The 21,930-nt window shown below is 40.0% G+C and carries 23 protein-coding genes and 1 riboswitch; of the genes, 10 read left to right on the top strand and 13 right to left on the bottom strand.

From position 1 onward, the window contains the following. Positions 1-12: 12 nt before the first annotated feature. Both M3600_RS17525 and M3600_RS17530 read left to right on the top strand, forming a co-directional pair. Positions 13-2,043 (top strand): ribonuclease YeeF family protein, encoded by a 2,031-nt coding sequence (locus tag M3600_RS17525; RefSeq protein WP_251646884.1) that lies wholly within the window; start codon positions 13-15, stop codon positions 2,041-2,043. A gap of 15 nt (positions 2,044-2,058) precedes the next feature. Beyond that, complete coding sequence (locus tag M3600_RS17530; RefSeq protein ID WP_233315987.1) at positions 2,059-2,532, top strand: hypothetical protein; 474 nt, start codon at positions 2,059-2,061, stop codon at positions 2,530-2,532. A gap of 1,178 nt (positions 2,533-3,710) precedes the next feature. Continuing rightward, positions 3,711-3,798: riboswitch (cyclic di-GMP riboswitch) on the bottom strand. 10 nt (positions 3,799-3,808) lie between these two features. On the opposite strand, the gene M3600_RS17535 is transcribed toward M3600_RS17530, so the two are convergent. Then, on the bottom strand, positions 3,809-3,970 hold the full coding sequence (locus M3600_RS17535; protein ID WP_233315985.1) for a hypothetical protein: 162 nt from the start codon (positions 3,968-3,970) through the stop codon (positions 3,809-3,811). 185 nt (positions 3,971-4,155) lie between these two features. Between M3600_RS17535 and M3600_RS17540 the strand changes: the two genes are divergently transcribed. Further along, a complete protein-coding gene (locus M3600_RS17540) occupies positions 4,156-5,058 on the top strand; it encodes an NAD(P)/FAD-dependent oxidoreductase (protein ID WP_233315984.1) in 903 nt (300 codons plus the stop codon). Positions 5,059-5,088: 30 nt separating this feature from the next. On the opposite strand, the gene M3600_RS17545 is transcribed toward M3600_RS17540, so the two are convergent. Next, complete coding sequence (locus tag M3600_RS17545) at positions 5,089-5,814, bottom strand: class I SAM-dependent methyltransferase (RefSeq protein ID WP_251646885.1); 726 nt, start codon at positions 5,812-5,814, stop codon at positions 5,089-5,091. A gap of 162 nt (positions 5,815-5,976) precedes the next feature. Between M3600_RS17545 and ybaK the strand changes: the two genes are divergently transcribed. Together ybaK and M3600_RS17555 are read left to right on the top strand one after the other, a co-directional pair. Then, a complete protein-coding gene (ybaK, locus tag M3600_RS17550) occupies positions 5,977-6,453 on the top strand; it encodes a Cys-tRNA(Pro) deacylase (RefSeq protein WP_233315982.1) in 477 nt (158 codons plus the stop codon). A gap of 65 nt (positions 6,454-6,518) precedes the next feature. Beyond that, positions 6,519-7,418, top strand: coding sequence for an SDR family oxidoreductase (locus tag M3600_RS17555; protein ID WP_251646886.1), 900 nt, complete (start codon positions 6,519-6,521; stop codon positions 7,416-7,418). A 28-nt stretch (positions 7,419-7,446) separates the two neighbouring features. Here M3600_RS17555 and cydC read toward each other — a convergent pair whose 3' ends face one another. Genes cydC through M3600_RS17575 form a run of 4 tightly spaced genes read right to left on the bottom strand, consistent with a single transcriptional unit; the run spans position 7,447 to position 13,315 of the window. Further along, positions 7,447-9,189, bottom strand: coding sequence for a thiol reductant ABC exporter subunit CydC (gene cydC / locus M3600_RS17560; protein WP_251646887.1), 1,743 nt, complete (start codon positions 9,187-9,189; stop codon positions 7,447-7,449). A 13-nt stretch (positions 9,190-9,202) separates the two neighbouring features. Then, positions 9,203-10,903 carry a thiol reductant ABC exporter subunit CydD gene (gene cydD, locus M3600_RS17565; protein WP_251646890.1) on the bottom strand — a complete coding sequence of 567 codons (1,701 nt, stop codon included), beginning with the start codon at positions 10,901-10,903 and terminating at the stop codon, positions 9,203-9,205. Continuing rightward, positions 10,903-11,919, bottom strand: a complete 1,017-nt coding sequence (gene cydB / locus M3600_RS17570; protein ID WP_251646892.1) for a cytochrome d ubiquinol oxidase subunit II — start codon at positions 11,917-11,919, stop codon at positions 10,903-10,905. Before cydB ends, cydD begins: the two co-directional genes overlap by 1 nt. After that, the gene (locus M3600_RS17575) at positions 11,912-13,315 is read right to left on the bottom strand and encodes a cytochrome ubiquinol oxidase subunit I (RefSeq protein WP_233315977.1); all 1,404 of its coding nucleotides are present in this window, start codon (positions 13,313-13,315) and stop codon (positions 11,912-11,914) included. Before M3600_RS17575 ends, cydB begins: the two co-directional genes overlap by 8 nt. 481 nt (positions 13,316-13,796) lie before the next feature. Between M3600_RS17575 and M3600_RS17580 the strand changes: the two genes are divergently transcribed. Continuing rightward, positions 13,797-14,651 (top strand): Cof-type HAD-IIB family hydrolase, encoded by an 855-nt coding sequence (locus M3600_RS17580; RefSeq protein WP_233315976.1) that lies wholly within the window; start codon positions 13,797-13,799, stop codon positions 14,649-14,651. A gap of 71 nt (positions 14,652-14,722) precedes the next feature. Here M3600_RS17580 and M3600_RS17585 read toward each other — a convergent pair whose 3' ends face one another. The 3 genes from M3600_RS17585 to M3600_RS17595 all read right to left on the bottom strand — a co-directional run bounded on the left by M3600_RS17585 (position 14,723) and on the right by M3600_RS17595 (position 17,189). Further along, on the bottom strand, positions 14,723-15,367 hold the full coding sequence (locus M3600_RS17585; protein WP_233315975.1) for a TetR/AcrR family transcriptional regulator: 645 nt from the start codon (positions 15,365-15,367) through the stop codon (positions 14,723-14,725). Positions 15,368-15,454: 87 nt separating this feature from the next. Beyond that, complete coding sequence (locus M3600_RS17590; protein ID WP_251646894.1) at positions 15,455-16,465, bottom strand: ABC transporter permease; 1,011 nt, start codon at positions 16,463-16,465, stop codon at positions 15,455-15,457. Then, positions 16,455-17,189: an ABC transporter ATP-binding protein gene (locus tag M3600_RS17595; RefSeq protein WP_233315973.1), complete on the bottom strand. Its 735-nt coding sequence runs from the start codon at positions 17,187-17,189 to the stop codon at positions 16,455-16,457. Before M3600_RS17595 ends, M3600_RS17590 begins: the two co-directional genes overlap by 11 nt. 227 nt (positions 17,190-17,416) lie before the next feature. Between M3600_RS17595 and M3600_RS17600 the strand changes: the two genes are divergently transcribed. Next, the gene (locus M3600_RS17600) at positions 17,417-17,884 is read left to right on the top strand and encodes an SRPBCC family protein (protein ID WP_233315972.1); all 468 of its coding nucleotides are present in this window, start codon (positions 17,417-17,419) and stop codon (positions 17,882-17,884) included. Positions 17,885-17,910: 26 nt separating this feature from the next. Here M3600_RS17600 and bshB2 read toward each other — a convergent pair whose 3' ends face one another. The 3 genes from bshB2 to pdxK are packed head-to-tail and all read right to left on the bottom strand — an operon-like array spanning position 17,911 to position 19,797. Beyond that, positions 17,911-18,579, bottom strand: coding sequence for a bacillithiol biosynthesis deacetylase BshB2 (gene bshB2 / locus M3600_RS17605; RefSeq protein WP_233315971.1), 669 nt, complete (start codon positions 18,577-18,579; stop codon positions 17,911-17,913). Between the two features lie 30 nt (positions 18,580-18,609). After that, on the bottom strand, positions 18,610-18,957 hold the full coding sequence (locus M3600_RS17610) for a YojF family protein (RefSeq protein WP_233315970.1): 348 nt from the start codon (positions 18,955-18,957) through the stop codon (positions 18,610-18,612). Between the two features lie 18 nt (positions 18,958-18,975). Next, positions 18,976-19,797 carry a pyridoxine/pyridoxal/pyridoxamine kinase gene (gene pdxK, locus M3600_RS17615; protein ID WP_237942075.1) on the bottom strand — a complete coding sequence of 274 codons (822 nt, stop codon included), beginning with the start codon at positions 19,795-19,797 and terminating at the stop codon, positions 18,976-18,978. Between the two features lie 268 nt (positions 19,798-20,065). Between pdxK and M3600_RS17620 the strand changes: the two genes are divergently transcribed. The 3 genes from M3600_RS17620 to M3600_RS17630 are packed head-to-tail and all read left to right on the top strand — an operon-like array spanning position 20,066 to position 21,784. Further along, entirely contained in the window at positions 20,066-20,530 is a 465-nt protein-coding gene (locus M3600_RS17620) for a molybdenum cofactor biosynthesis protein MoaE (RefSeq protein ID WP_233315968.1), read from the top strand. Next, positions 20,523-20,756, top strand: a complete 234-nt coding sequence (gene moaD, locus M3600_RS17625) for a molybdopterin converting factor subunit 1 (RefSeq protein ID WP_233315967.1) — start codon at positions 20,523-20,525, stop codon at positions 20,754-20,756. The genes M3600_RS17620 and moaD overlap by 8 nt, the downstream gene beginning before the upstream one ends. A gap of 5 nt (positions 20,757-20,761) precedes the next feature. After that, positions 20,762-21,784 (top strand): ThiF family adenylyltransferase, encoded by a 1,023-nt coding sequence (locus tag M3600_RS17630; RefSeq protein ID WP_237942072.1) that lies wholly within the window; start codon positions 20,762-20,764, stop codon positions 21,782-21,784. A 57-nt stretch (positions 21,785-21,841) separates the two neighbouring features. Here the strand turns inward: M3600_RS17630 and M3600_RS17635 are convergent. After that, the coding region (locus tag M3600_RS17635; protein WP_164849711.1) for an IS3 family transposase at positions 21,842-21,930 on the bottom strand (89 nt) is incomplete at its 5' end.

Below are 21,930 nucleotides of genomic sequence, written 5' to 3' on the forward strand. Positions count from 1 at the left end.
AGGGTGATGTCAGTGAAGGTATTAGATGGAAATAGCTTACGTGAAACAATGGAAGCAAGAGCTAAACACTATTCATCCATACGGGAACAGTTTGCACAGCTGCGCAAAGCCTTTCAAGACATTGTTGAACTAAATGAATTTGAGGGGCGAGGCGCAGAGGCAATTAAAGGATTTTACAGAGGTCAAATAGAAGTAACAGAAGCATGGCAGCGCCTGATAGACAGGCAAATTGCCTTTTTTGAAGGTGTGCAAGGCAAGCTGGAGGATAAGAACTTAGGCAGCAATACTAGAGTGGAAACTGGCTTTCTTGAAGAAGCGCTGCTTTATAAAGAACGACAGGCAGATGAAATGGTCAGTGAGCAGCGCAAAGCTCTCCAAAATATTTTCGCAGAGATCGAGGATCTGATATCCCTCGATCCTTTTTCTAGAGAGCGGTTCGACAACGAAATGGTAGAAGCTAGAAAGAAAAGGACCGATACACTAGATGCCGTCGGGCAAACCGACCAGGAGTTATTAGAAGAATACCTCTCCTCAGAAGGAGAAGAATTCTACGTGGCAGCCCTTTTCCGCGCCCTCCTTGAAGCTACAAAACAGGGCAGCGATATATCACCAATTCATTTTAACGCAGACGCTTACCTAACAAGCGAAGTGTATCAGCTCAAATCTGAAGCAGAAGCACAAACAGATGCATATCTCAGCTTCAAAAAAGAGGAAAAAGAAGCGAGAGAAATAGCAAACCGGCCATGGTACGAAGATCTATGGGAAGGGACCAAAACATTTGCAGGAGAATTCTCCGGCTATTATGATTATCTTAGGGCAAAAGACGGCGTCGACCCCGTAACAGGAGAAAAGCTTTCAGCCGGTCAGCGCGTCACAGCAGGAGCCATGGCCGCAGCAGGATTTATACCAATAGTCGGCTGGGCAGGACGGGCCATCAAAGGCGGCAAAGGCATTTACTCCGCAACGAAAGCCATCACAGCAGCCGATCATGCTCTCGATGCATACAGAAGTGCCAACACCTTCTCCGCATTAGAGAAAACAGAAATGGGCCTTTACGGTCTAATCGCAGCAAACGGCCTGTCCGAATACATGACAGGCAATGACATGTTCGGCAACGAACTAACAGACGAGCAAAGGCAAGCAAGCCTTGCCCAAGGCATTTTTGCAGGGCTGCCCTTTGTGCCAACTATGGCGCGGGAAGCGACAAGTATGGGGAAAGGCTGGATTGATGACGTCACACAGCGTATCAGCAGCTCACCCAAACTTGTGACAGAAACCGGAATTGTCCACATCGATGATACTGTAAAAGCAGAAAGTAAGGCAGTGGAGTCTGTTAGCGGGGAAAAGGATAAGGCTTTGAGTTTGTTGTCTGGGCAACAAAGACCACAACTTAAAAATGGGCCAATAAAAACTAAAACTAGTGAATCTATACAAATTATTTTAGAGAAGTATGGTTATTCAGTTGATGAATTTTTGGTTTTATTACATCCAGATAAATTATTAAGTGAAGAAGATTTTCAGAAAGTTAATTTAATTAGAGATGAAATAGGCTTACCGCCAAAAAATACTCCAATGGCAAAAGTAATTCCACAAAGTGATCTATACAATTATCTTTATAATGAAGAATATAGTGGAGTAAGAGGGTTTACTGCTGTGAAGGAGCATACAGAAAAGTTGATAACTTTAGAAGAGAAATTTGAGGGGGCTCGTCTAGATTATAATAATACAGCATTTAAAATAACAAACGGTATTGACGGTATATCAGAGTCTGTTGGAAGTCCAGATAATTTTTTTGGAACAATAGAATATAAGATACTAGAACCTGAACAGTTATCTATCCCAAGATGGGAGCCTAAACCTGATTCCTATCCGTACACAGGTAGAGGTTTTACAGGAAGCAGAGAAGTTGTTCTTCCAGAATACTACCAACAAGCAAGAAAGTTTGTTGATGGAGATTTGTTGATTATTAGAGATAGCAAAACAGGGGAACCTGTTTTCAAATTTATTTTTGATGAAGAAGTTGGATGGGTTAAAGATAATTAGGGTGGTGTTACATATATGGCGAGATACGCTAGATATAAAAGTGCAAATTATCCTCTAAATATACGTAATAATACGTATAGATTAAAGAGTAATAAAAAGGAAAGTGGATTTAAGGTATTAGTTGATTTAGGTGGCAATGTTCATGATAATATATTTATTAAAGAAGTAGACATTGATGAGATTGAGTTAATATTTGAACGAAAATATAAGGTGATATATAAAGGAAAAGAATATGATACTTTTGCAATAGGGGAATTAGTGATAAATGATGGAAAAATTAAATTAGTGAGCAGTGATTCCGAGGATTATCATAATAAAGGGTTCGAGAAACAGGAGCAATTTGTGTTTACGAAAAACGTTAGAATAGAAGACATTGATGCATTAGTAGAAATTATAGAGCCAATTATGGAATTCAACAATTTACCTGTAGAAAGAAAGATAATTCCTAGTACTCAAATAAAGGAGTTTATAGATAACGAACTATTTTAAGGAACTAGGAGAATTATGAGATTTACTATCATATTACAAATGGTAAAAAGATATCGATAGTTAAAAATCGCCAGCTTTTGTTGTCATGTACAATTATAGTTTCTATTTAAAGCAAGTTAATAAAAATAGCCTTCCTTTAGCTCGAAAGGAAGGTACTACTGCTGCTAAAGATATAGAAAATCTTAAGAGAATTTACTTTAAAAAGTAACAATGCTAAAGCATTATTTTAAAAGGTGTTTCCTTTAAAATAATGCTTTTTATTTACAGGTTGCCTTTTAGAACTTGAGGAATAACAAACGAGGTGAGCGATATTAATGATTATTAGTCAGGTATAGGAAAATAACAGAGGTTAAGGGAAACTATATAAAGGAAATTGTTCCTCCATATAAGAATTACTATGTGTTAGAAAAGAAAAGGGAAATATGGGAGTTTGATTTAGTTATTGTAGAGAGGCAGAATGAGCCTTATCTAAAACAGAAAAAACAATTCAAATCAGAAACAGATGCGGCAAAAATACTTCTTACTTAATAGATTGTTGGACTACTATTTTGCGAGGTATATCAGTCCGTTTATGAAAGAGCATCCACAATTTGATATCGGCAGGCCAACTGTTAATGAAAATAAATTATGGAATGCGATGTCTTTGGCTGAATACCTAGCGATATGCTTATACGTGAAAATAATGCTGTTAAGCTAAAACAGCTAGACGAAGCGCAATCGTCTGTAACATATGTTGGCAGTAAAGGAAACACAGTGAGTTCCAGTATACCAATTGATTATTAAAGAGCACTATTTATTACCTTTAAAAAGTTTTTTTGCTATATCTATTTGAACAAAATATAAGCAGAATACTGCAGTTAGAAGGAGTAAGTGCTGAAAACTCTGAAGAAGATCTCAATATTTTTCTGGCTTAATTTTAAATGAAGTCTGCTTTGGTACAGGAGATGCAAAGTTTGTATTTGCAAACGCTCTTGAAAGAACGGATACATTCTACTATCAAAAGAGAGTGACCCTGGATGAGATATATTGTTATCTTAACAGAGAATCTCAAAGATATAATATTAGAGTAAATGGATATGAGTAATGAAGGACTAAAGTTTATAAGAGATACTTTTAAGCATAATTTCATTAGAAGTTATGCTTTTTTCTATTGGGGTATTAATGGAACTATAAAGGATCCTGGCAGCCCGGCGGCCATAATAGGTTGTCTATCTTAGGTCCGTGGCTTTGCGTCTTTTACTTTCGTAAAATTTGCCTTTGCAAGATATTCATATATTCAGGTTTCTTTCTGGTGGAAGCTGTTCTGCTGTTCTTCGAAGATGGAAATGGCTTCCTTTAATAATTGTATGTCTATTTCGATTTCCCTTTTTATAAGAAAATCAGGGCATCTGCTGTGATCGTCTAATAAGCGCGCAAGCTCCCTTTTTACCAGCTGCAAACAAAACCACTTCCTTAATTTGGGGTTGCTGAATCTATTATGACTTATTATAGCCAACTTGAAAAGTATTCATGTCTATTTTGGGAAAAACAGTAAAAAAAATGTTCACCATTTCGCCTTGTATAAACATCATTCGATTCAGGAAATCTAATAAAACCGATAAACTTTAATAAGAGGAGTTCATAATGAAGAAAACATTGGATTGTGCAATTATTGGCGGAGGTATCGCTGGCTTGCAGGCGGCTATTCAGCTTGGCAGGTATAAACATAATGTATTGGTGATTGATTCAGAAAAGGGCAGGTCTACTCTTTGCAGGAGTTATCATAATATCCTTGGCTATCCGGACGGTATCAGCGGTGTCGAGCTGCGTCAGAAGGGAAAGCAGCATGCAGAAAGCCTTGGTGTCGAGTTTCTTGCTGCTGCCGCTACTAAAGTAGAGAAGCAGAGTGACTCTTTTCATATTTATACAGAAGCAGGGGAGTTTGAGGCGAAAAGACTACTGCTCGCAACTGGTATCATTGATAATATTCCGCCATTTCCTGAGCTATATCCTTGTTTAGGTATCAGTGTTTATCTTTGTCCAGATTGTGACGGATATGAGGTTAAGAACAAGAAGACGATTGTTATCGGCAATGGCAAAGTCGGTGCTAATATGGCATTAACATTGACTTATTGGACGCAGGAGCTAGTTTACATTAATCACGGCGGTGAAGCAATTGATGAGGAAGTGCAGAAGAAGCTGGACGAGCATCATATTCCTGTCATAAATAAGCAGATTAAAAAGGTAGAAGCAGAAGGATCCAACTTGAAAGGTTATACATTAGAAGATGGAGAATTTCTTGAAGGAGAACACAGCTTTATTGCATTTGGCGGCAATATTGTTAAGTCAGAACTGGCCAGACAGCTTGGCGTTCAAGTCATGGATAACAACCATATAACGGTTGATGGCAGAACAAAGATGACAAATGTCGAGAATGTTTGGGCTGCTGGAGATGTTGTTGCTCATTCCGAACAAGTGACGATTGCGATGGGGGATGGCTCTCAGGCTGCTATTTGGATACACAAATCTTTATTAAATGAAAAATAACCTCCTGATTTTTCAGGAGGTTTCCTTCGTTTACAAAGAGGCCCTGTAAACACGATAACCAATGAAATTTCCATATGTGTATAAGATTTGCGCATGCTCTGATAGCTTATTTTCCATTTCCATATTTCTTGAAACAGTAAAATCCATTTCCTCTTCTTCGGCTTCCATATTGGCATACATATGGGAGAAAACAGTATGAGACAGCTTTATGTCTACATTTGTAAATCCTGCGTTCACTAAGCTGCGCACCCATTCTCCTTCTGTATATACCCTGTCAATACCATACACAGCCCGCATATTGCCTTGTTCTGCTGGTGTCAAATCCCTTTCAGATGTCATTTCCAATGCAAGGACGACACCATTTGGCTTCAGCACTCGCTTTAGCTCACTCAAAGATCTGCGGATATCTGTAAAGATAAGGACAGATTCTACAAGAATAATATCGAAGCTTCCATCAGGAAAAGGAAGCTTTTCAACGCTGCCTTCAAGCAGTCTGATAGGTAAGTTCTCCCTTTGGAAACGGATTGCTGCTCTTTTTATCATTGTTGGATGAAGATCGATGCTTGTGACAGAGCATGGATAATGTTTTTTTATAAAGGCGGAGGTTTGTCCTGTGCCGCAGCCTGCGTCTAAAAGTTGTGTTGTTGATGTTATTCTTTCTTGCTGCAGCAAGTATTTGGTCAAGGAAAGTCCGCCAGGATGGGCACCGTTTACCCCGTAGTAAGCTAGTGCATCTTGATAGGATGGTTTCATCATTATTCCTCCAATAGTCCGAAAGCATTTTGCTTCCTGCTGAAATAAGGAAGCTTTCCAATACTATATGGCACATCTTAAAAATAGGTTCTGGTAATGGGCGGGATTTAGAGAAAGGGATGAGCTATAATGAAAAAAAGAGAGTAGAGAGTGGGAAGTGATTAGATGGCCAAAGGAAAAACAAATGCAATGCGAATTCTGGATGGATTAAACGTCAGTTATAAAATTCACTCGTATGAAAATAAAGATGGAAAAATTGACGGTGTTTCTGTAGCGGACAAGATTGGTGTTGATAATAAGATTGTGTATAAAACACTTGTTGTCCAAGATGGGGGGAAGGAGGTTTATGTTTTTGTTATTCCAGTTGCCGAGGAGCTAGATTTAAAAAAAGCAGCAAAAGCAGTTCATGCTAAAAAGGTTGAAATGGCAGCAGTAAAAGATATTCAAAAGCTTACAGGTTATATTAGAGGCGGTTGCTCACCTGTGGGCATGAAGAAAAAATATACAACAGTGCTTGATAAAGGTGCAGATGGGCTGCCGTCCATTGTTGTCAGCGGAGGAAAAATAGGTCTGCAGATTGAACTGGAAGTTAAGGATTTAATGTCTGCGACAGACGCAGTGCTCGCTGATATTCTGTCATAATGCACCACTTCTTCTTACTGGGCATACCATATGTAAAGACAAAGGCTCAAAGGAGTGCGAATATAATGTATCCCGAATATCCATATTATGATCAAAAGCAAGAAGTGAAAACGATCCCCATAGCCTTTCCCCCGCAGCATCAGAACAGAATGCCAGGCTTTGAATATGAGATGAACCCACTGCCTATTTCAGAAAATCCCAAGTATCAAGGCAGCGGCAAGCTCAAGGGGAAAGTGGCAATTATTACAGGCGGCGACAGCGGTATTGGCAGGGCAGCAGCATATGCCTTTGTAAAGGAAGGGGCAAAGGTCGTTATCGTTTACTTAAATGAACACAGAGATGCCCAAGAGACAGAGCAGCGAATTAAACAGCTGGGCGGAGAAAGTTTATTTATTGCAGCAGACCTCAGAGTCGAAGAAAACGCAGCGGTTGTTGCACAAAGGGCAATCCAGCGTTTTGGAAAAATTGATATATTAGTCAATAACCATGCCGTACAATTTGTACAAAAGAGCATTCTTAACATTACAAAGGAACAATTGCTGAATACCTTTGAGACGAATATATTTTCATTCTTTTACTTAATAAAGGCTGTGCTTCCTCATTTAAAGGCGGGAAGTTCCATCATTAATACAACTTCTGTCACTGCATATGAGGGAAATAAGGATTTAATTGATTACTCAGCTACAAAGGGTGCAATTCTTACATTGACAAGGTCGTTATCTAAGTCGTTGGCTAAAAAGAAAATCAGGGTGAATGCTGTTGCGCCTGGTCCAATTTGGACACCATTGATTCCGGCAAGCTTTTCTGAAAAGAATGTTATGACTTTCGGAACTGATACACCAATGAAACGGGCCGGCCAGCCGTTTGAGCTTGCGCCTGCTTATGTATACCTGGCGTCTGATGATTCAAGCTACACGACAGGGGAAGTTATTCATATAAACGGCGGGCAAGTCGTAACGACATAAATAATAAACAAAAAGATGAGGCAGTTAATCATGCCTCATCTTTTTTTAAGAGAAAATCTGGATGATCCAGTTCATATAGCTGTCTGTAGCGTCCCTCTTTCAGAAGTTCCGTATGGGTGCCCCTCATTACTATCTGGCCTGCTTCCATAAAGAGAATCTCATCCATATGCTCTACGCCGACTAAATGATGAGTAATCCAGATGACTGATTTTCCCTCTAGAGCGGTAAAGATGGTCTGCAGAAGCTCCTTTTCTGTACGAGGATCTAGGCTTGCATTTGGCTCATCCAAAATGACTACTGGTGTGTCTTTTAAGAGAATTCTCGCAAGTGCGACACGCTGTCTTTCGCCTCCAGAAAAGCGCTGCCCTGTTTCCTGCATAAATGTGTCCAGTCCTTCTGGCAGTTTTTGGACTAAATCACTGAGCTGGGCAAGGTTAATTGCCTCATTTAATTCCTTGTCACCAGCATTTTCTGATCCTAACAGCACATTGTTTCTTAGCGTTGTATCAAAAAGATGAGGATTTTGATTTAGTACAGAAATGATTGCTGAAGAGTCCATCTGAATGCAAGCAGTCTTTCCATTATAGGATACTCTTCCAACTTGAGCAGGAATCGCTCCTTGGATTAGCTTTAGTAATGTTGATTTTCCAGCACCGCTTCTGCCGATAACTGCAATTCTTTTTCCTTGTGGGATATCCACAGAAACATTTTGAACGGAAGGAATATCAGCTTTTGTGTAGGAATAGGAAACTTGCTCGAGCTTAATGTGAACAGAATCTTCTTTTGCAGCAGTTTCCTGTGCGCTAATTTTTTGTTCAGCACCGTTTTCTATTTTTTTTAGTCTGTTCAAGGAATCCTGATAGCCTGGAATTCTTTCGAATGCCTCGGAAACGACGAGAAGTGCGTCCAGTATAGGTAATGCTACTAAAACTATTGCGGCAATCAATGTAGCTGGTATATGCCCTTGTGCATACTGTTCAGCAGACCAAACAAGCAAAGAAGTGATAACTAATGCAGAAACTGCCTGCTGTGCAAAATTACGCCATCTTGAAAAGCTTGTTAGCCTGCTGTTTACCTGAGCAGCAGAGACTTCATCTTCTTCATAAGAGGAAATAAAGCTGCCAGAGCGCCCGCTGATAACCCAATCTGTGATGCCTAAAACACTGTCAGTCAATCTTTGATATAGCCCGTTCCTTCGCTGTTTATAGTCTGTTTGTTTTTTTCTCATTAAAAAGAGAGAGCAAATCGGAAACACAATAAGCAGCAATGCTAAATATATGGCCATTAAGATCGCAAACGGAATATCAAGAATTCCGATAGAGCAGATGACGATGATATAAAGTACAAAGGCGGCAATTGTAGGGAAAATCGTCCTCAAGTAAATATATTGCAGCTGTTCAATATCTTCAGCCAGCACACCGAGCATATCGCCCATCTTGAAGCGGCTTTTAATGAACAGTGCCTGTGGCTCTAAAATACGGTAAAGCTTAATGCGCATCTTCGATAATATACGCAGCACCGCATCATGGCCTGCCAGTCTTTCCAGGTAGCTGAACACAGCTCGGCTGATTCCGAATGCCCTCACACCGACGATGGGAATATAAACCATCAGGATGTTTTCGATCGGCATAGCAGATCTGCTGATCAAGAAGCCTGAAGTAAAGGTGAGCATTGCTCCTGTACCGAGTGCCAAGATGGCAAATAAGAGAATGATTATGATTCGTCCAGCGTTTTCTCTCATAAACGGAAATTTCCATTTGTCTTCTTTCATGATTAGCAGCTCCTTACTGTGTCAGCAGCTTGTAATAGCTTCCTTTTGCTGTTACAAGCTCTTCATGTGTGCCGATTTCAACTATTTTACCGTCTTCCATTACGAAAATCTGATCCATGTCCTTCATCCAATGAAGGCGGTGTGTTGCTAAAAAGACAAGCTTATCTTCAAATAATGGAAGCATTGTCTCCTTTAATTCGTACTCTGTTTCAATATCTAAGTGGGACGTAGGTTCGTCTAGCAGCATGACTTTCCGATTGGTTAGGAAGGCCCTAGCTAATGCAATCCGCTGTTCTTGCCCGCCGCTGAGTGTCCTGCCGCCATCACCAAGCATTTCATCGAGTCCATTTGCAAGGGAGCGGTACAATGCTTCCAATCCAGTTGCTTGTAAGGCATTTTCCACGTCCTCATCTTTTGCTTCTGGACAGTAAAACTTAATATTATCTCGCAATGTCATGCTGAAAATATACGGCGACTGTGGGATATAAACCGTTTGTTGTCGCCATTTTTCTTGCATGAGGCTAGGGATAGCTTTATTGTTTAGCAAAATGGTTCCCTCTGTATTTGCAGAGAAACCGCTGAGCAAGTCGATAAGTGTTGATTTCCCTGCGCCACTTTCACCGACAATTCCAATCTTTCTACTGCCATTAATATGGAAGGAAATATCTTTAAGTGTAAGCTGTTCACTTTGAGCATGCTGGTAACCTACATGCTCAAATGAAATGGAAGAAATGTCCTGTATATCTCCATCTTGCATAATCGAAATATCATCACTTTTCTCATCAAGAATTGCCAAGATAGATGCACCTGCTTCTTTGCCATTTAATGTAGCATGATAGTCAGCTCCAACCATTCTGACTGGCAGAAAGTATTCAGGTGCTAAAATTAAAATCATCAGTGCCGGCAGCAGCATCAAGTTCTCATTGATAAGGCGGACACCTAAATTAACGGCAACAGAAGCAACAGATAATGAAGTGAAAAAGTCCAGTGCAAAAGAAGATAGGAAAGCGACACGCAGTGTTTTCATCGTGGCAGCCCGATATTGTTCGCTGACTTTAACAATATTGTCACTGTGTTTTTTACTTTTTCCCAGAAACTTAAGTGTTTCCAATCCTCTCAAAGAATCGAGAAAGTGATTGGAAAGAATTCGATAAGTTGCGAGCTGTCTGTTCATTTGCCCCTTTGCCGCTAGCCCAACAAGGATAAGAAAACCTATTAAAATTGGCATGGTAATGGTCAGAATGATGCCTGCAATCCAATCCTTCCAATAAACAAACAGTAATATCATTGGCGGAATCACGGCAGTGCTGATCATCCTTGGCAAAATCAGCTCTACATAACCTTTGTATTGGGATATTCCCTCAAGTACAAGTGTTGATATATTTCCGCTCCCTTGTTTTTTCGTATATTTCGGTCCAAGCTGAAACAATTTATTGATAAGACGGGAGCGCAGTTCCCTGCTCGTTTTTTCAGCAAAGCGAGAGGAGATGCTCTGCTGGAAGAGCTGGAGAAGATGGCGAACCAGAAATGCCAACAAGAACAATATGATCGTCTCATATTGTTCTTGAATTTTTTCCCCATTAAATAAAGAGGTGATCGCCTCTGCAAGCCACTTGGCTTGCAGAATAATGGCGGCACCTTGAAAGATTGTTGAAACAGCTAGCAATGCAAGAATCGGCTTGATTCCTTTTGACTTCATTAAGTTTTTATCCATCAGTACTCCAGATGGGACTTTTCTGTAACGCGTTTACGGAATACAATATAGCTCCAAATTTGATACCCTAATACAAAAGGCAGCAAGGTAAGTGCGACAATGGTCATTACCTTTAAGGAATAATAGCCGGAGGCTGCATTGGAAACCGTTAAGCTAAATGTGCTGTTGATCGAGCTGATCATCAGTCTTGGGAATAAGCCGATAAAAATGGATATAAAGGAGAGGGCAATGACAGCACCTGTCATTCCAAATGCCCAGCCGTCCCTTTTCCTAGAAATGAAATATCCGCTCAGAACAAATGCAATAACACCGATTCCGAACAGGAAGGAAAGGATGGTGCCTTGTCTTTCGAAGATATCCGTTTTGATATATGTCATTACAGTAAATGCTGTTAATAAAATACCTAATGGCGGCAGTAGTTTTTGGCCAAGGCTGCGGGCGCGGCCCTGCAAATCGCCGACAGTCCGGATTGTTGTAAACATAAGCCCGTGAACTAGACAAAGCATAAGGACAGTAATGCCGCCTGTTAGTGTGTAAACATTAACAATATCGAAAAAGCCGGCATTAAGCTCCATGTTTTTGTCAATCGGAAGTCCTTGTATAAAGCAGGCAAACACAACCCCAAACAAGAGTGGGGGAAGGAGACTGCCTAAAAATATGCAGATGTCCCATGTCTTTTTCCACAATGGGTGATTTCCTTTTGCTCGGAACTCAAAACCTGTTGCACGAATAATTAAAGCAAGCAGCACGACGACAAGCGGTGTATAAAATCCGCTGAACAATGTTGCATACCAATGAGGGAAGGCAGCGAATAGCGCTCCTCCTGCTGTTATCAGCCAAACCTCATTTGCGTCCCAGAATGGGCCGATTGTGTTAATGAGAATTCGTCTTTCCATATCATTTCTGGCAATTAACTGTGTGGACATGCCGACACCGAAATCAAATCCTTCCAGAAAGAAGAACCCGATGAATAAGACAGCAACTAAGATAAACCAAAGTACACCTAGATCAAACATGGAAACCCTCCTTTGCAAATGGGTCATTGTTGATTTTTTGCTCTTTTGCGTCCATTTTGTACGGGCCTTTTTTGATTACCTTCACATAAAGGAAAATCATGATTACAGCCAGTATTGCATAGACGGTGCAGAACGTGATGATGGAAAATAAGACTTGGCCTGCACTGACACTTGGACTTATACTGTCTGCTGTTTGCATAAGACCGAAAACTGTCCATGGCTGCCTTCCTATTTCTGTCATAATCCATCCTGAAGTATTGGCTATAAATGGCAAGGATATACCTGCCACCATAAAACGGTAGAACCACTTATTTGGTTTAGAAACAAGTTTCTTTTTCCAGGCCAAGTAAACACCGTAAATGCCTAACACAAACATGGCAACTCCAGCAGCAACCATGATGCGGAAGCTCCAAAACGTTGTTTTAACAGGAGGAATATAATCTCCTTCCCCGTATTTTTGCGTATACTCTTCTTGAAGCTCATTCATCCCTTTTACGCTGCCGTCCAAAGTATTGTAGGAGAGAATGCTGAGCAGATAAGGTATTTTAATTTCACCTGTGTTTTCCTTTTTGTCGACATTAATAAAAGCAGAAACAGTCCATGATGCCGGATCATCGCTATGTTCCCAAAGACCTTCACTCGCTGCCATTTTCATTGGCTGTGTTTTCACCAAATATTGAGCTTGTGCGTGACCTGCGACCATTGTCAAAAATGTCGAAATTAACGCAACTGCAATCCCAATTTGGAACGATTTTTTGAAGAAAGAAACATCTTGTTTTTTTAATAATTTAATTGCGCTTATCCCTGTAACAAGGAAAGCTCCTGTTGCCAAAGCCCCGAGAACAGTATGGGGAATTTCAACAAGTGCCTGCCCGTTTGTAAGAAGTGCCAAAAAGTCATTCATTTCTGCTCTGCCATTGTTGATTTCATAACCGACAGGATGCTGCATAAAGCTGTTTGCCACAAGAATAAAGAAGGCAGACATAATCGTACCGAAAGATGTCAGCCAAATGCAGGCAAGGTGAACCTTCTTGGATAACCGATCCCAGCCGAAAATCCAGAGCCCGATGAAGGTGGATTCTAAAAAGAAGGCAAGCAATGCCTCAATCGCAAGGGGAGCACCGAAAACATCTCCTACAAAGCGGGAGTAGTTCGACCAGTTCATACCAAACTGGAATTCTTGAAGTATCCCTGTAACGATTCCGATGACAAAATTAATAAGAAATAACTTTCCCCAAAATTTTGCCATTCTTTTATACTCTTCATTTCCGCTTTTAACGTACATCGTTTCCATAATAGCAATCATGAATACTAAGCCGATGGAAATTGGCACGAAGAAGAAATGAAAGATGGTGGTGGAAGCAAATTGCAAACGTGATAAAAACACCATATCCATGTGTTTTTCCTCCTTGTTCTTAAAAATGTGAATTTGTGAACATGATAATTAAAATTGCGATAAATATCGTTGACTAACCAGTGAAAAAGAAAAAAACATTTGGAATCAGTAGCATGTTAGAGCAGCAACCTGAATGTGTTTTTTAGTCTCTTTACTCTTTAAAAAAGCTGCTGTACAGTTGTTTGTGCCTCTATCGTCTCCTTTTCCAAATGATAGCTATATCATAATGAAAAAGGATAATTCTGCGTTATAAATCACAAAGTGTTTGAAAAATGTTCACAATATTAGTTCACAAATATGACAAAAATACCCTGTTGAAGAAGAGTGGAAGCACTACAAAGCGGGGTGTTATTAAAATTGGTGGATACATGGTATCATAAAGATATTGGCTACAAGATTAAATTTTTTTTAGGAAGGTTGGAAGCGCTAAACTTTACTAGTGTTACTCCTTCCGCAAATAAATAAAAAGGGTGTTCAAAGAATGGTAAAATGTATTGCGATAGACATGGATGGCACGCTGCTGACATCAACTCAGCAAATAACAACGGAAAACCGTGAGGCGATTAAACTCGCACAGGAGAGCGGAGTGGAGGTCGTGATTGCAACAGGTCGTGCTTATGAAGAAGCAGGCGATTTGCTGAAGGATGCAGGTATTATCACACCGATGATTTGTGCAAATGGAGCGGAAATCCGCACAAGCGCACATGAAATTATCCATACAAATCCACTAAGCAAGGAACTTGCAAAGGAAGTTGCGGAAATTCTGCATAGCAATCAAGTTTATTATGAAGTTTACACAAATAGAGGAACATACACTTTGGATAAGACAATGGCCAGATCGTTGATTATGGACATTTTTACTGTAAATGGGCATATAAAAGACATGGAAGAAATTAAGCAGGCTGCAGAGGAGCGTTTGCAGGAGGTTAATCAGCTGGACAGTTATGCTGTACTGTTTGAGGATGAAGACCAGATTATTTACAAGCTGCTGGCATTCCACTTTGAACCAGTCACATTAAATAAGGTAAGAGAAGAATTAAAGCAAATTTCAAAGCTTGCAGTCAGTGCATCAGGCAAGGAAAATATGGAAATAACAGCAGTGGAAGCTCAAAAGGGCATTGCTTTAGAGGAGTTTGTACAGTCAAGAGGAATTTCGCTACAGGACACAATGGCAATCGGCGACAACTATAATGATTTGTCCATGATGCTGAAGGTTGGACGAGCAGTGGCAATGGGAAATGCTGATGATGAAATTAAAAGACAGTGCCACTTTGTGACAGCAACAAACGAAGAAAGCGGTGTTGGCAAAGCGATTAAGCTTGCTCTAGAGGCATGATGAAAACTTACATATATGAAAATCCCCTGTTGGCCAAGTGGCTACAGGGGATTTTTTTGTGAATGTACCTTTTAAGGGGCAAGGCCGGCTAATATGAATTCAAGCGTTCTTTCGATTTCAGCTTCATCATCCCAATTAAAATCAGGGATGATGAGGTGCCGGGCAATGAAATATCCAATGATAGAAGTGACTGTTAGACGTACGGCAGAAAGGCTGGGCATTTCTTTTACTTCGCCCTTCTTCTGATAGAAATCCATGATTTCCTGCAACCGCTTGAACACCTTTGAGGCAATTTGTTCAATGAAAATTTCTCTTAAATCTTGATGAAAGGGAATTTCTTGTATGAGAATTTTAAAAAGTGCTTCATTCTTTTGCAAAAATTCCATCCGGTTTTTGACGACCGCTCGAAGAAAATCCTCAAAGCTGTGATGTTCTGCATCCAATACTTTATTAAAATCCTTTAGCACAACTGGTGCAATCAGCTTTGAAAGCATAGGAGAAAGAAGCTTTAGCAGTAAGTCCTTTTTTGTTTTGTAATGACGGAAGATTGTTCCTTCGGCGACGCCAGCTTTTTTGGCAATTTCGCTCGTGGAAGTTGCTGCAAACCCTTTTTCGGAAAAGGCTTCAATTGCTGCTGCGATTATTTGTTTTTGCTTTTCTGTCACATTATCTTCATCTTTAAGAATGAAGTCTAATATGGATTCTTGATTACTCATGAGACGCTCCTTTAATTGCAGGATCTTTCTCCTATTGTACAATGAAAAATGCAGAAAACCTATTTAGAAATAACTTTGCCTAGTATTTTATATACTTCGATGCCGCTTTAATGCTGCTATATTGATTAGTACAAAAAGGGTGGAAAAGGCGAGCAAAACGAGAATCGGGCCACCGATTTCTGTTAAATCCTTTCCTCTAATCATAACATCCTTCATGGCATTGCCAGCATAGTATAATGGCGTAACAACAGAAATCCAGCTGATGGATCGAGAGATAGTCTCTAAAGGAAACAATCCTGAAAAAAACACTTGTGGTACCACAATAATTGGAATAAACTGAATCATTTGCAGCTCATTTTTAGCAAAGGTAGACAATAAAATGCCAAGTGTCAGTGCTGTTAAGGACAGGATAAGTGTAATCAGCAAAACAAGAAATACAGAGCCTTCATTTATCATCCCTAGAATATATACTGCAAATAAAACAATAATCGCAGATTGAAGCATGGTGAATAATCCAAAGCCAATTACGTAAGAGAGAACTAGTTCCCATCTTCTAATTGGGCTAGAGAAAAGTCTTTCTAATGTACCGGATGTCCTTTCTCTCAAAAAGGAAACGCCTGCGACAAGAAAGACAAAAAAGAAGGCAAAAAAACCAAGTAGAATGGGACCAAAGGAGTCAAATTGGCTCATTTCTTCTTCACCATACAAAGTATCTATCCTCATATTAGGAACATCTGTCCCAGCAGGAAGGGCTGACTGAACCGCTTCAAGTACAGATTTACTTATACTTGGATCACTGCCTTCCACCATAATGCTAAGGTCCTTGCCAATAAGAAGATAACCGTCTATCTTGCCTGCAGCCAGGTCAGTGAGCGCAGATTTTTCTGTTTTATAAAGGGTTGTGGAATCATTGGTAAAGGCATTTTCTATGTTGCTCGGAGGATTAATGAGCCCAATTGTAGGTTCATAGCTATCACCGTTAAAAACAAGATGAACCATTGTTAAAATAAAAATTGGTGCAACTATCATCATAGCGACTGTTCTTTTATCCCGATAAAATTGCTGTAAGATACGGATGACTAATGCTCTAATTCTCATCGTTAACCCCTCCAAAATATAAGAAAGCTTCCTCCATTGTTCGGGCATTACAGCGGGCCATCAGTTCATCTGGAGATCCTAATGCGATGATTCTGCCGTTGCGAATCATACCCAGTCTGTCACATTTTTCGGCTTCATCCATCACATGTGTTGTCACAATGATAGAAGTGCCTGAGGCTTTAAGACTGCGGAATGTTTCCCAAATGCTTTTACGGAGAACAGGATCTATGCCAACGGTTGGTTCGTCTAAAATAAGAAGTTGTGGTTTATTTAACAGAGCGATGCAAATAGACAATCTCCGTTTCATACCGCCTGAATACTGAGAAACTGTTTTATGGAGATGTTCTGTTAAGTTAACAAGATGAGCAGCCTCTTCAATCCGCTCCTTTCTTTGAGCCTTTTTCAACCCATAAAGCCTCGCAAAAAACTGGAGATTCTCAAGTGCTGTTAAATCATGATATAGGGCATCAGCTTGCGTCATATAGCCAATTTTCTCCATGATTTTGAGGTTAGGCATGGCTGTCTCAAGTGCTGTTACACTTCCACTGCTTGGTGTTTCAAGGCCAATCATTGCTTTTACAAGTGTTGTTTTCCCAGCACCTGAAGGTCCAAGCAGACCTAATATTTCTCCTTGCTGCACCTCTAGATTAATATTTTCTAATACAGGACGCTTGCCAAAAGCTTTGGAGAGTTTATGAATAGCTACAACTGGTTTTTCTGCCATAATGACTCCTCCTGTCTTTTAATGAGTGATTACTCACTTTAATAATAAAATCTATAAAAGATAATGTAAAGTGAGTAATCACTCATTTTTATAATTTGTGACTATTGCTGCTTTTTTAAATAAGCTTGGCAATAAAATAGAGTCTTTTATGAAAATCGGTTATACTTATAAAAAGTATTTCAAATAATAGCTAGATTAATAGATAGAATATAATATGAGGTGGAAATATGGCAGACTTTCGTGCAAGTGTCATCATAACAGAACCAGTAGATGTTGTTTTTGCCTACTTTGCCAATATGAGCTACGCACCGGAGTACATGAGTAATGTTGAGGAAACGGAGAAGCTGACAGATGGCCCTATCGGGGTTGGAACTAAATTTAGAGAACTAAGAAAAGTGCGTGGAAAAAACGCAACAGCTGAAATAGAGTATCTTTCTTATGAAAAAAATGTTGGATTTAAACGGAGAAGCAATTCAAATGGATTGCTGGTAGATTATGATTACAGATTCGCAGAAATCCAAGAAGGCACACAAGTAGAATTTGAAGGAAAGGTCCATGTGAAGGGCTTGATGATGAGGCTGACGAAAAGAGTGCTGGTTAATATTATCAAGACAGAAGACGGCGATCATGTCCAACGGGCAAAGGAATTACTTGAACGAGAAGAAACAAGCTTGGAGCTTAATAGAGAATATTAAAAAAAGGATGCGGTCGCATCCTTTTTTTATTTGAATTTATATGTCCATAATTTTTCTGTGTACAGTCTTTCCAGCACAGCAGGATCTTGGTTATTCAATCCCTCTTGCAAGGACAAGGCATACATCTGTGTTTGGGAACGATGTGCTGCGATCGTTGCTATTTTCTTCTCTGCAAAATTTTGAACGTCAACGTGAACATCTGGTTCACCTAAGTCTTCTATGCAGTTGCGGGAAAAAGCAAGACATTGGAGCTTAGGCCTTTTTGATGGCTCTATTTTCTCTAATGTTCTTACAACTCCTTCTGCCGTGGCATCATGGTCCGGATGAACCGAATATCCAGGGTAGAACGAGATGATTAACGATGGATTAAGCTCTTCAATCAATGCTGTGAATTCATTGACAAGAACAGAGTCATCCAAAAATTCTATCGTTTTGTCTCTGTAGCCTAACATTCTTAAATCTTCAAGGCCAAGTACTCTTGCTGCTTCTTGAAGTTCTTCTCTCCTGACATCCGGAAGTGTTTCTCTTGTTGCAAATGGAGGACTTCCAAGATTCCTGCCCATTTGTCCCAGAGTTAAGCATGCATAAGTGACAGGCGTGCCGTCATGAATATACTTTGCTATTGTTCCAGAAACACTAAAAGCTTCATCATCTGGATGGGGAAAGATGACTAAAACATGTCTTTCTTTTTCCAATGTTATTTCCTCCTGCCTAATTCAACTAAATTAATCAAATGGTGTTTCACTAATTTCCAATGCTACAGCAAGCTTGCCTGTAAAATCGAGTCCTGCCAAAAGGAGACGTCCTTTATCATCTACTTCATAATGAGTGATTCCCTCTGCATAAACCCAGCCAATTTCTGTCTTAAGACCAATTCGGTATGGTCCATTGCCTGTGATTTTACCATATTCATAAGCAAGCTTTGCGTTGCGAATATAGGCGCCGGAATTAAAGAAGGATTCGTCATTATGGTTTGCGTAGGCGCCGTTTGTTGTTTCTAAATGAATATAAACTTCCTTTTTAGCCTTCTCATTAATTTGCTCTTGTACCTTGTCAGCTTGAATGAAATCCATGCTATCCCTCCTTCGGCTTTACTTTACAGCTGCGCCGTTTCTTTGGTTGCGGTATGCACCATGCATTGTTGGGCCGACATATTCATTCAGCTTGAAGCCGTTGCTGATTGCAGCAGTGATGAAATCCTTAGCTACCTGTACAGCTTCTTCAACTGATTTGCCCTTTGCAAGTTCTGCTGTGATAGCAGCAGAGTTTGTGCATCCTGCTCCATGAGTATAAGTTGTGTCCACAAGATCACTTTCTAGTACAGTGAAGTCTTTTCCGTCATAAAGAACATCTATTGCTTTGTCATGATTCAATTTGCTGCCGCCTTTAATCAGCACATATTTTGGTCCTAATGCGTGGATTTTTACAGCAGCTTCCTTCATGTCATCAACTGTTTTAATCGGTTTATCGGTTTTAGCCAGTTGCCAAGCTTCGAACAGATTAGGTGTTACAACAGTAGCTCTTGGAACAAGCAATTCTCTAAGAGCCTCCGCTGTTTCTGGATGAAGCACTTCATCTTCCCCTTTGCAGACCATAACAGGATCGATAACAACATGCTTGATTTTATTTTCATCAATTACCCTTGCAGCTTCTTCAATAATTTCAACAGAACCAAGCATTCCTGTTTTCATAGCGTCAATTCCGACAGAGATAATTGTTTCTAATTGAGATTTAACGGTGTCAATATCTTGCGGAAAAACATTATGATGCCAGTGGTTTTTTGGATCCATTGTAACAATTGTTGTCAGTGCAGTCATTCCGTAGACACCAAGTTCCTGGAATGTTTTTAAATCGGCTTGAATGCCTGCGCCTCCACTTGAGTCAGATCCAGCCAAAGTTAATACTTTTTTCATTGTATAAGCCCCCCTATGTAATCATCGAAGATGTTTCTAATCCAAATAGATAGATGGAATTATTGTAGTTCATTTTAAGCTAATGATACTACTAATTGTTTTTTTTTTCATTAAGTTAGCATTAATAAGTCTATCTTTTAAGATGCCACTGAAATTATAAGTGTATGCGAATTCCTAAAAAAGGCTTTTTCGATTCGTTTAATAATTGAAATAATCAGGAAAGTTCGGTTTAATTAAAACTAAAAGAATCAGTATAAGGGAGAAGGCTATGAACTATCGTATTGTACATGAACCTATTGTTGTTCAGGAAGCAATTGATCTTGTAATAAGCAGAAATGCAGGAGCTGTTACAACCTTTATTGGAACGGTCAGAGAAATGACAGGAAACAAAAAGACGATGAGGCTTTGCTATGAAGCATATGAACCAATGGCCAGAAAAAAGCTGGAACAGATAGGACTTGAGATAAAAGCAAAATGGCAGAATGCAGAGGTTGCGATATTTCACCGAATCGGTGAGCTTGACATAACAGATATTGCAGTAGTAATAGCAGTATCGACGCCTCACAGAAATGATGCTTATGAGGCAAACCGCTATGCAATTGAGAGAATTAAAGAAATAGTGCCTATCTGGAAAAAGGAGTATTGGGAAGACGGGGAAGAATGGATAGGCAACCAGAAGCAGACAAAAGCCTATCCAAGCGGCAAGCCGGAAGGAGTGGATACATATGAATAAGCTGCTGTTTTTTGCAGGATTAAAGGATATTGTAAACGCTGACCAACTAGAGCTCGATATGGTAGGTAAAACGGTGAAGGAAGTAAAGGCAGAGCTAGCGCAGCAGTATAGTGATCTTCCGTTGGAATCAGTGATGACGGCGATTAACGAAGAGTTTGCCTTCGATGATGACATCATCGAAGAGAATGATGTGATTGCCTTTATTCCACCTGTGAGCGGGGGATGAAGCAAATGAAGGACAATCGTTATTCGAGGCAGGTGCTGTTTCCCCAGATAGGAGCTGCCGGTCAGGAGAAGCTTCAAAAAAAGCAGGTGCTTATTGTCGGAGCTGGCGCACTTGGTTCCAGTTCTGCGGAAATGCTTGTGAGAGCTGGTGTCGGCAAGGTGACAATCATCGACCGGGATTATGTGGAATTCTCAAACCTCCAGCGTCAGCAGCTGTATACAGAAGAGGATGCTACTAGCCGTGTGCCGAAAGCAATTGCAGCTGAAAAAAGACTGAAAGAGATCAATTCCTCTGCTGCTGTCACTGGTGTTGTTGCAGAGGCAACGAAGGAATTACTAGAACAATATTTGATAGATGCTGATGTCCTAATCGATGCCACAGATAATTTTGAAACAAGAATGCTTTTAAATGATTTAGCCGTTTATCATCATATTCCATGGATATACGGTGCATGTGTAGGGAGTTCAGGAATGAGTTTTACTATAATTCCTGAGGAAACTCCATGTCTTAATTGCTTGCTTCAGAAGCTGCCTGTACAAGGCATGACTTGTGATACAGTCGGAATCATTGCACCTGCTGTCCAGATGGTCGTGACGCACCAAGTTACGGAGGCGCTGAAAATCCTTATTGAAGACAGACAGGCTTTAAGGGGAAGCTTTTTACACTTTGATTTATGGTCGAATGCATACTCCAGCATGAAGGTAAGCCGTGCCAAAAACCCAGCCTGCCAAACATGCGGAACGGAGCGGTCTTATCCATATTTAAAAGGGGAAAACAAGACAAAAACAGCTGTGCTGTGCGGAAGAGAAACGGTCCAAATAAGGCCTTCCCATGCAAAGAAGCTCTCATTAATAAAGCTGGCTGACAGTTTAAAGAAGAACGGCTATAAAGTAATGGTCCATCCATTTTTGCTTTCTGTTGAACTGGAACAAAACAGGCTGGTCCTCTTTGAAGATGGGAGAGCCCTTGTGCATGACACAAAGGATGTTACGTATGCTAAATCTCTATATGACAAGCTGCTTGGATAAAAAAAGTCAGCCCGTTAAACTAAAGTGTACCCTTTGTAAAGGACATTTAAAAAAAGCCTAGGCAGTTTTAAGAAGATGATCTCTGTATTGAACAGGGGTCATCTTTTTTAAGTTCCACTGATATCTATAGTAATTGTAATAAATCA

The organism is Niallia sp. MER 6, assembly GCF_023714395.1.
In the GTDB taxonomy this organism is placed as follows: domain Bacteria; phylum Bacillota; class Bacilli; order Bacillales; family Cytobacillaceae; genus Niallia.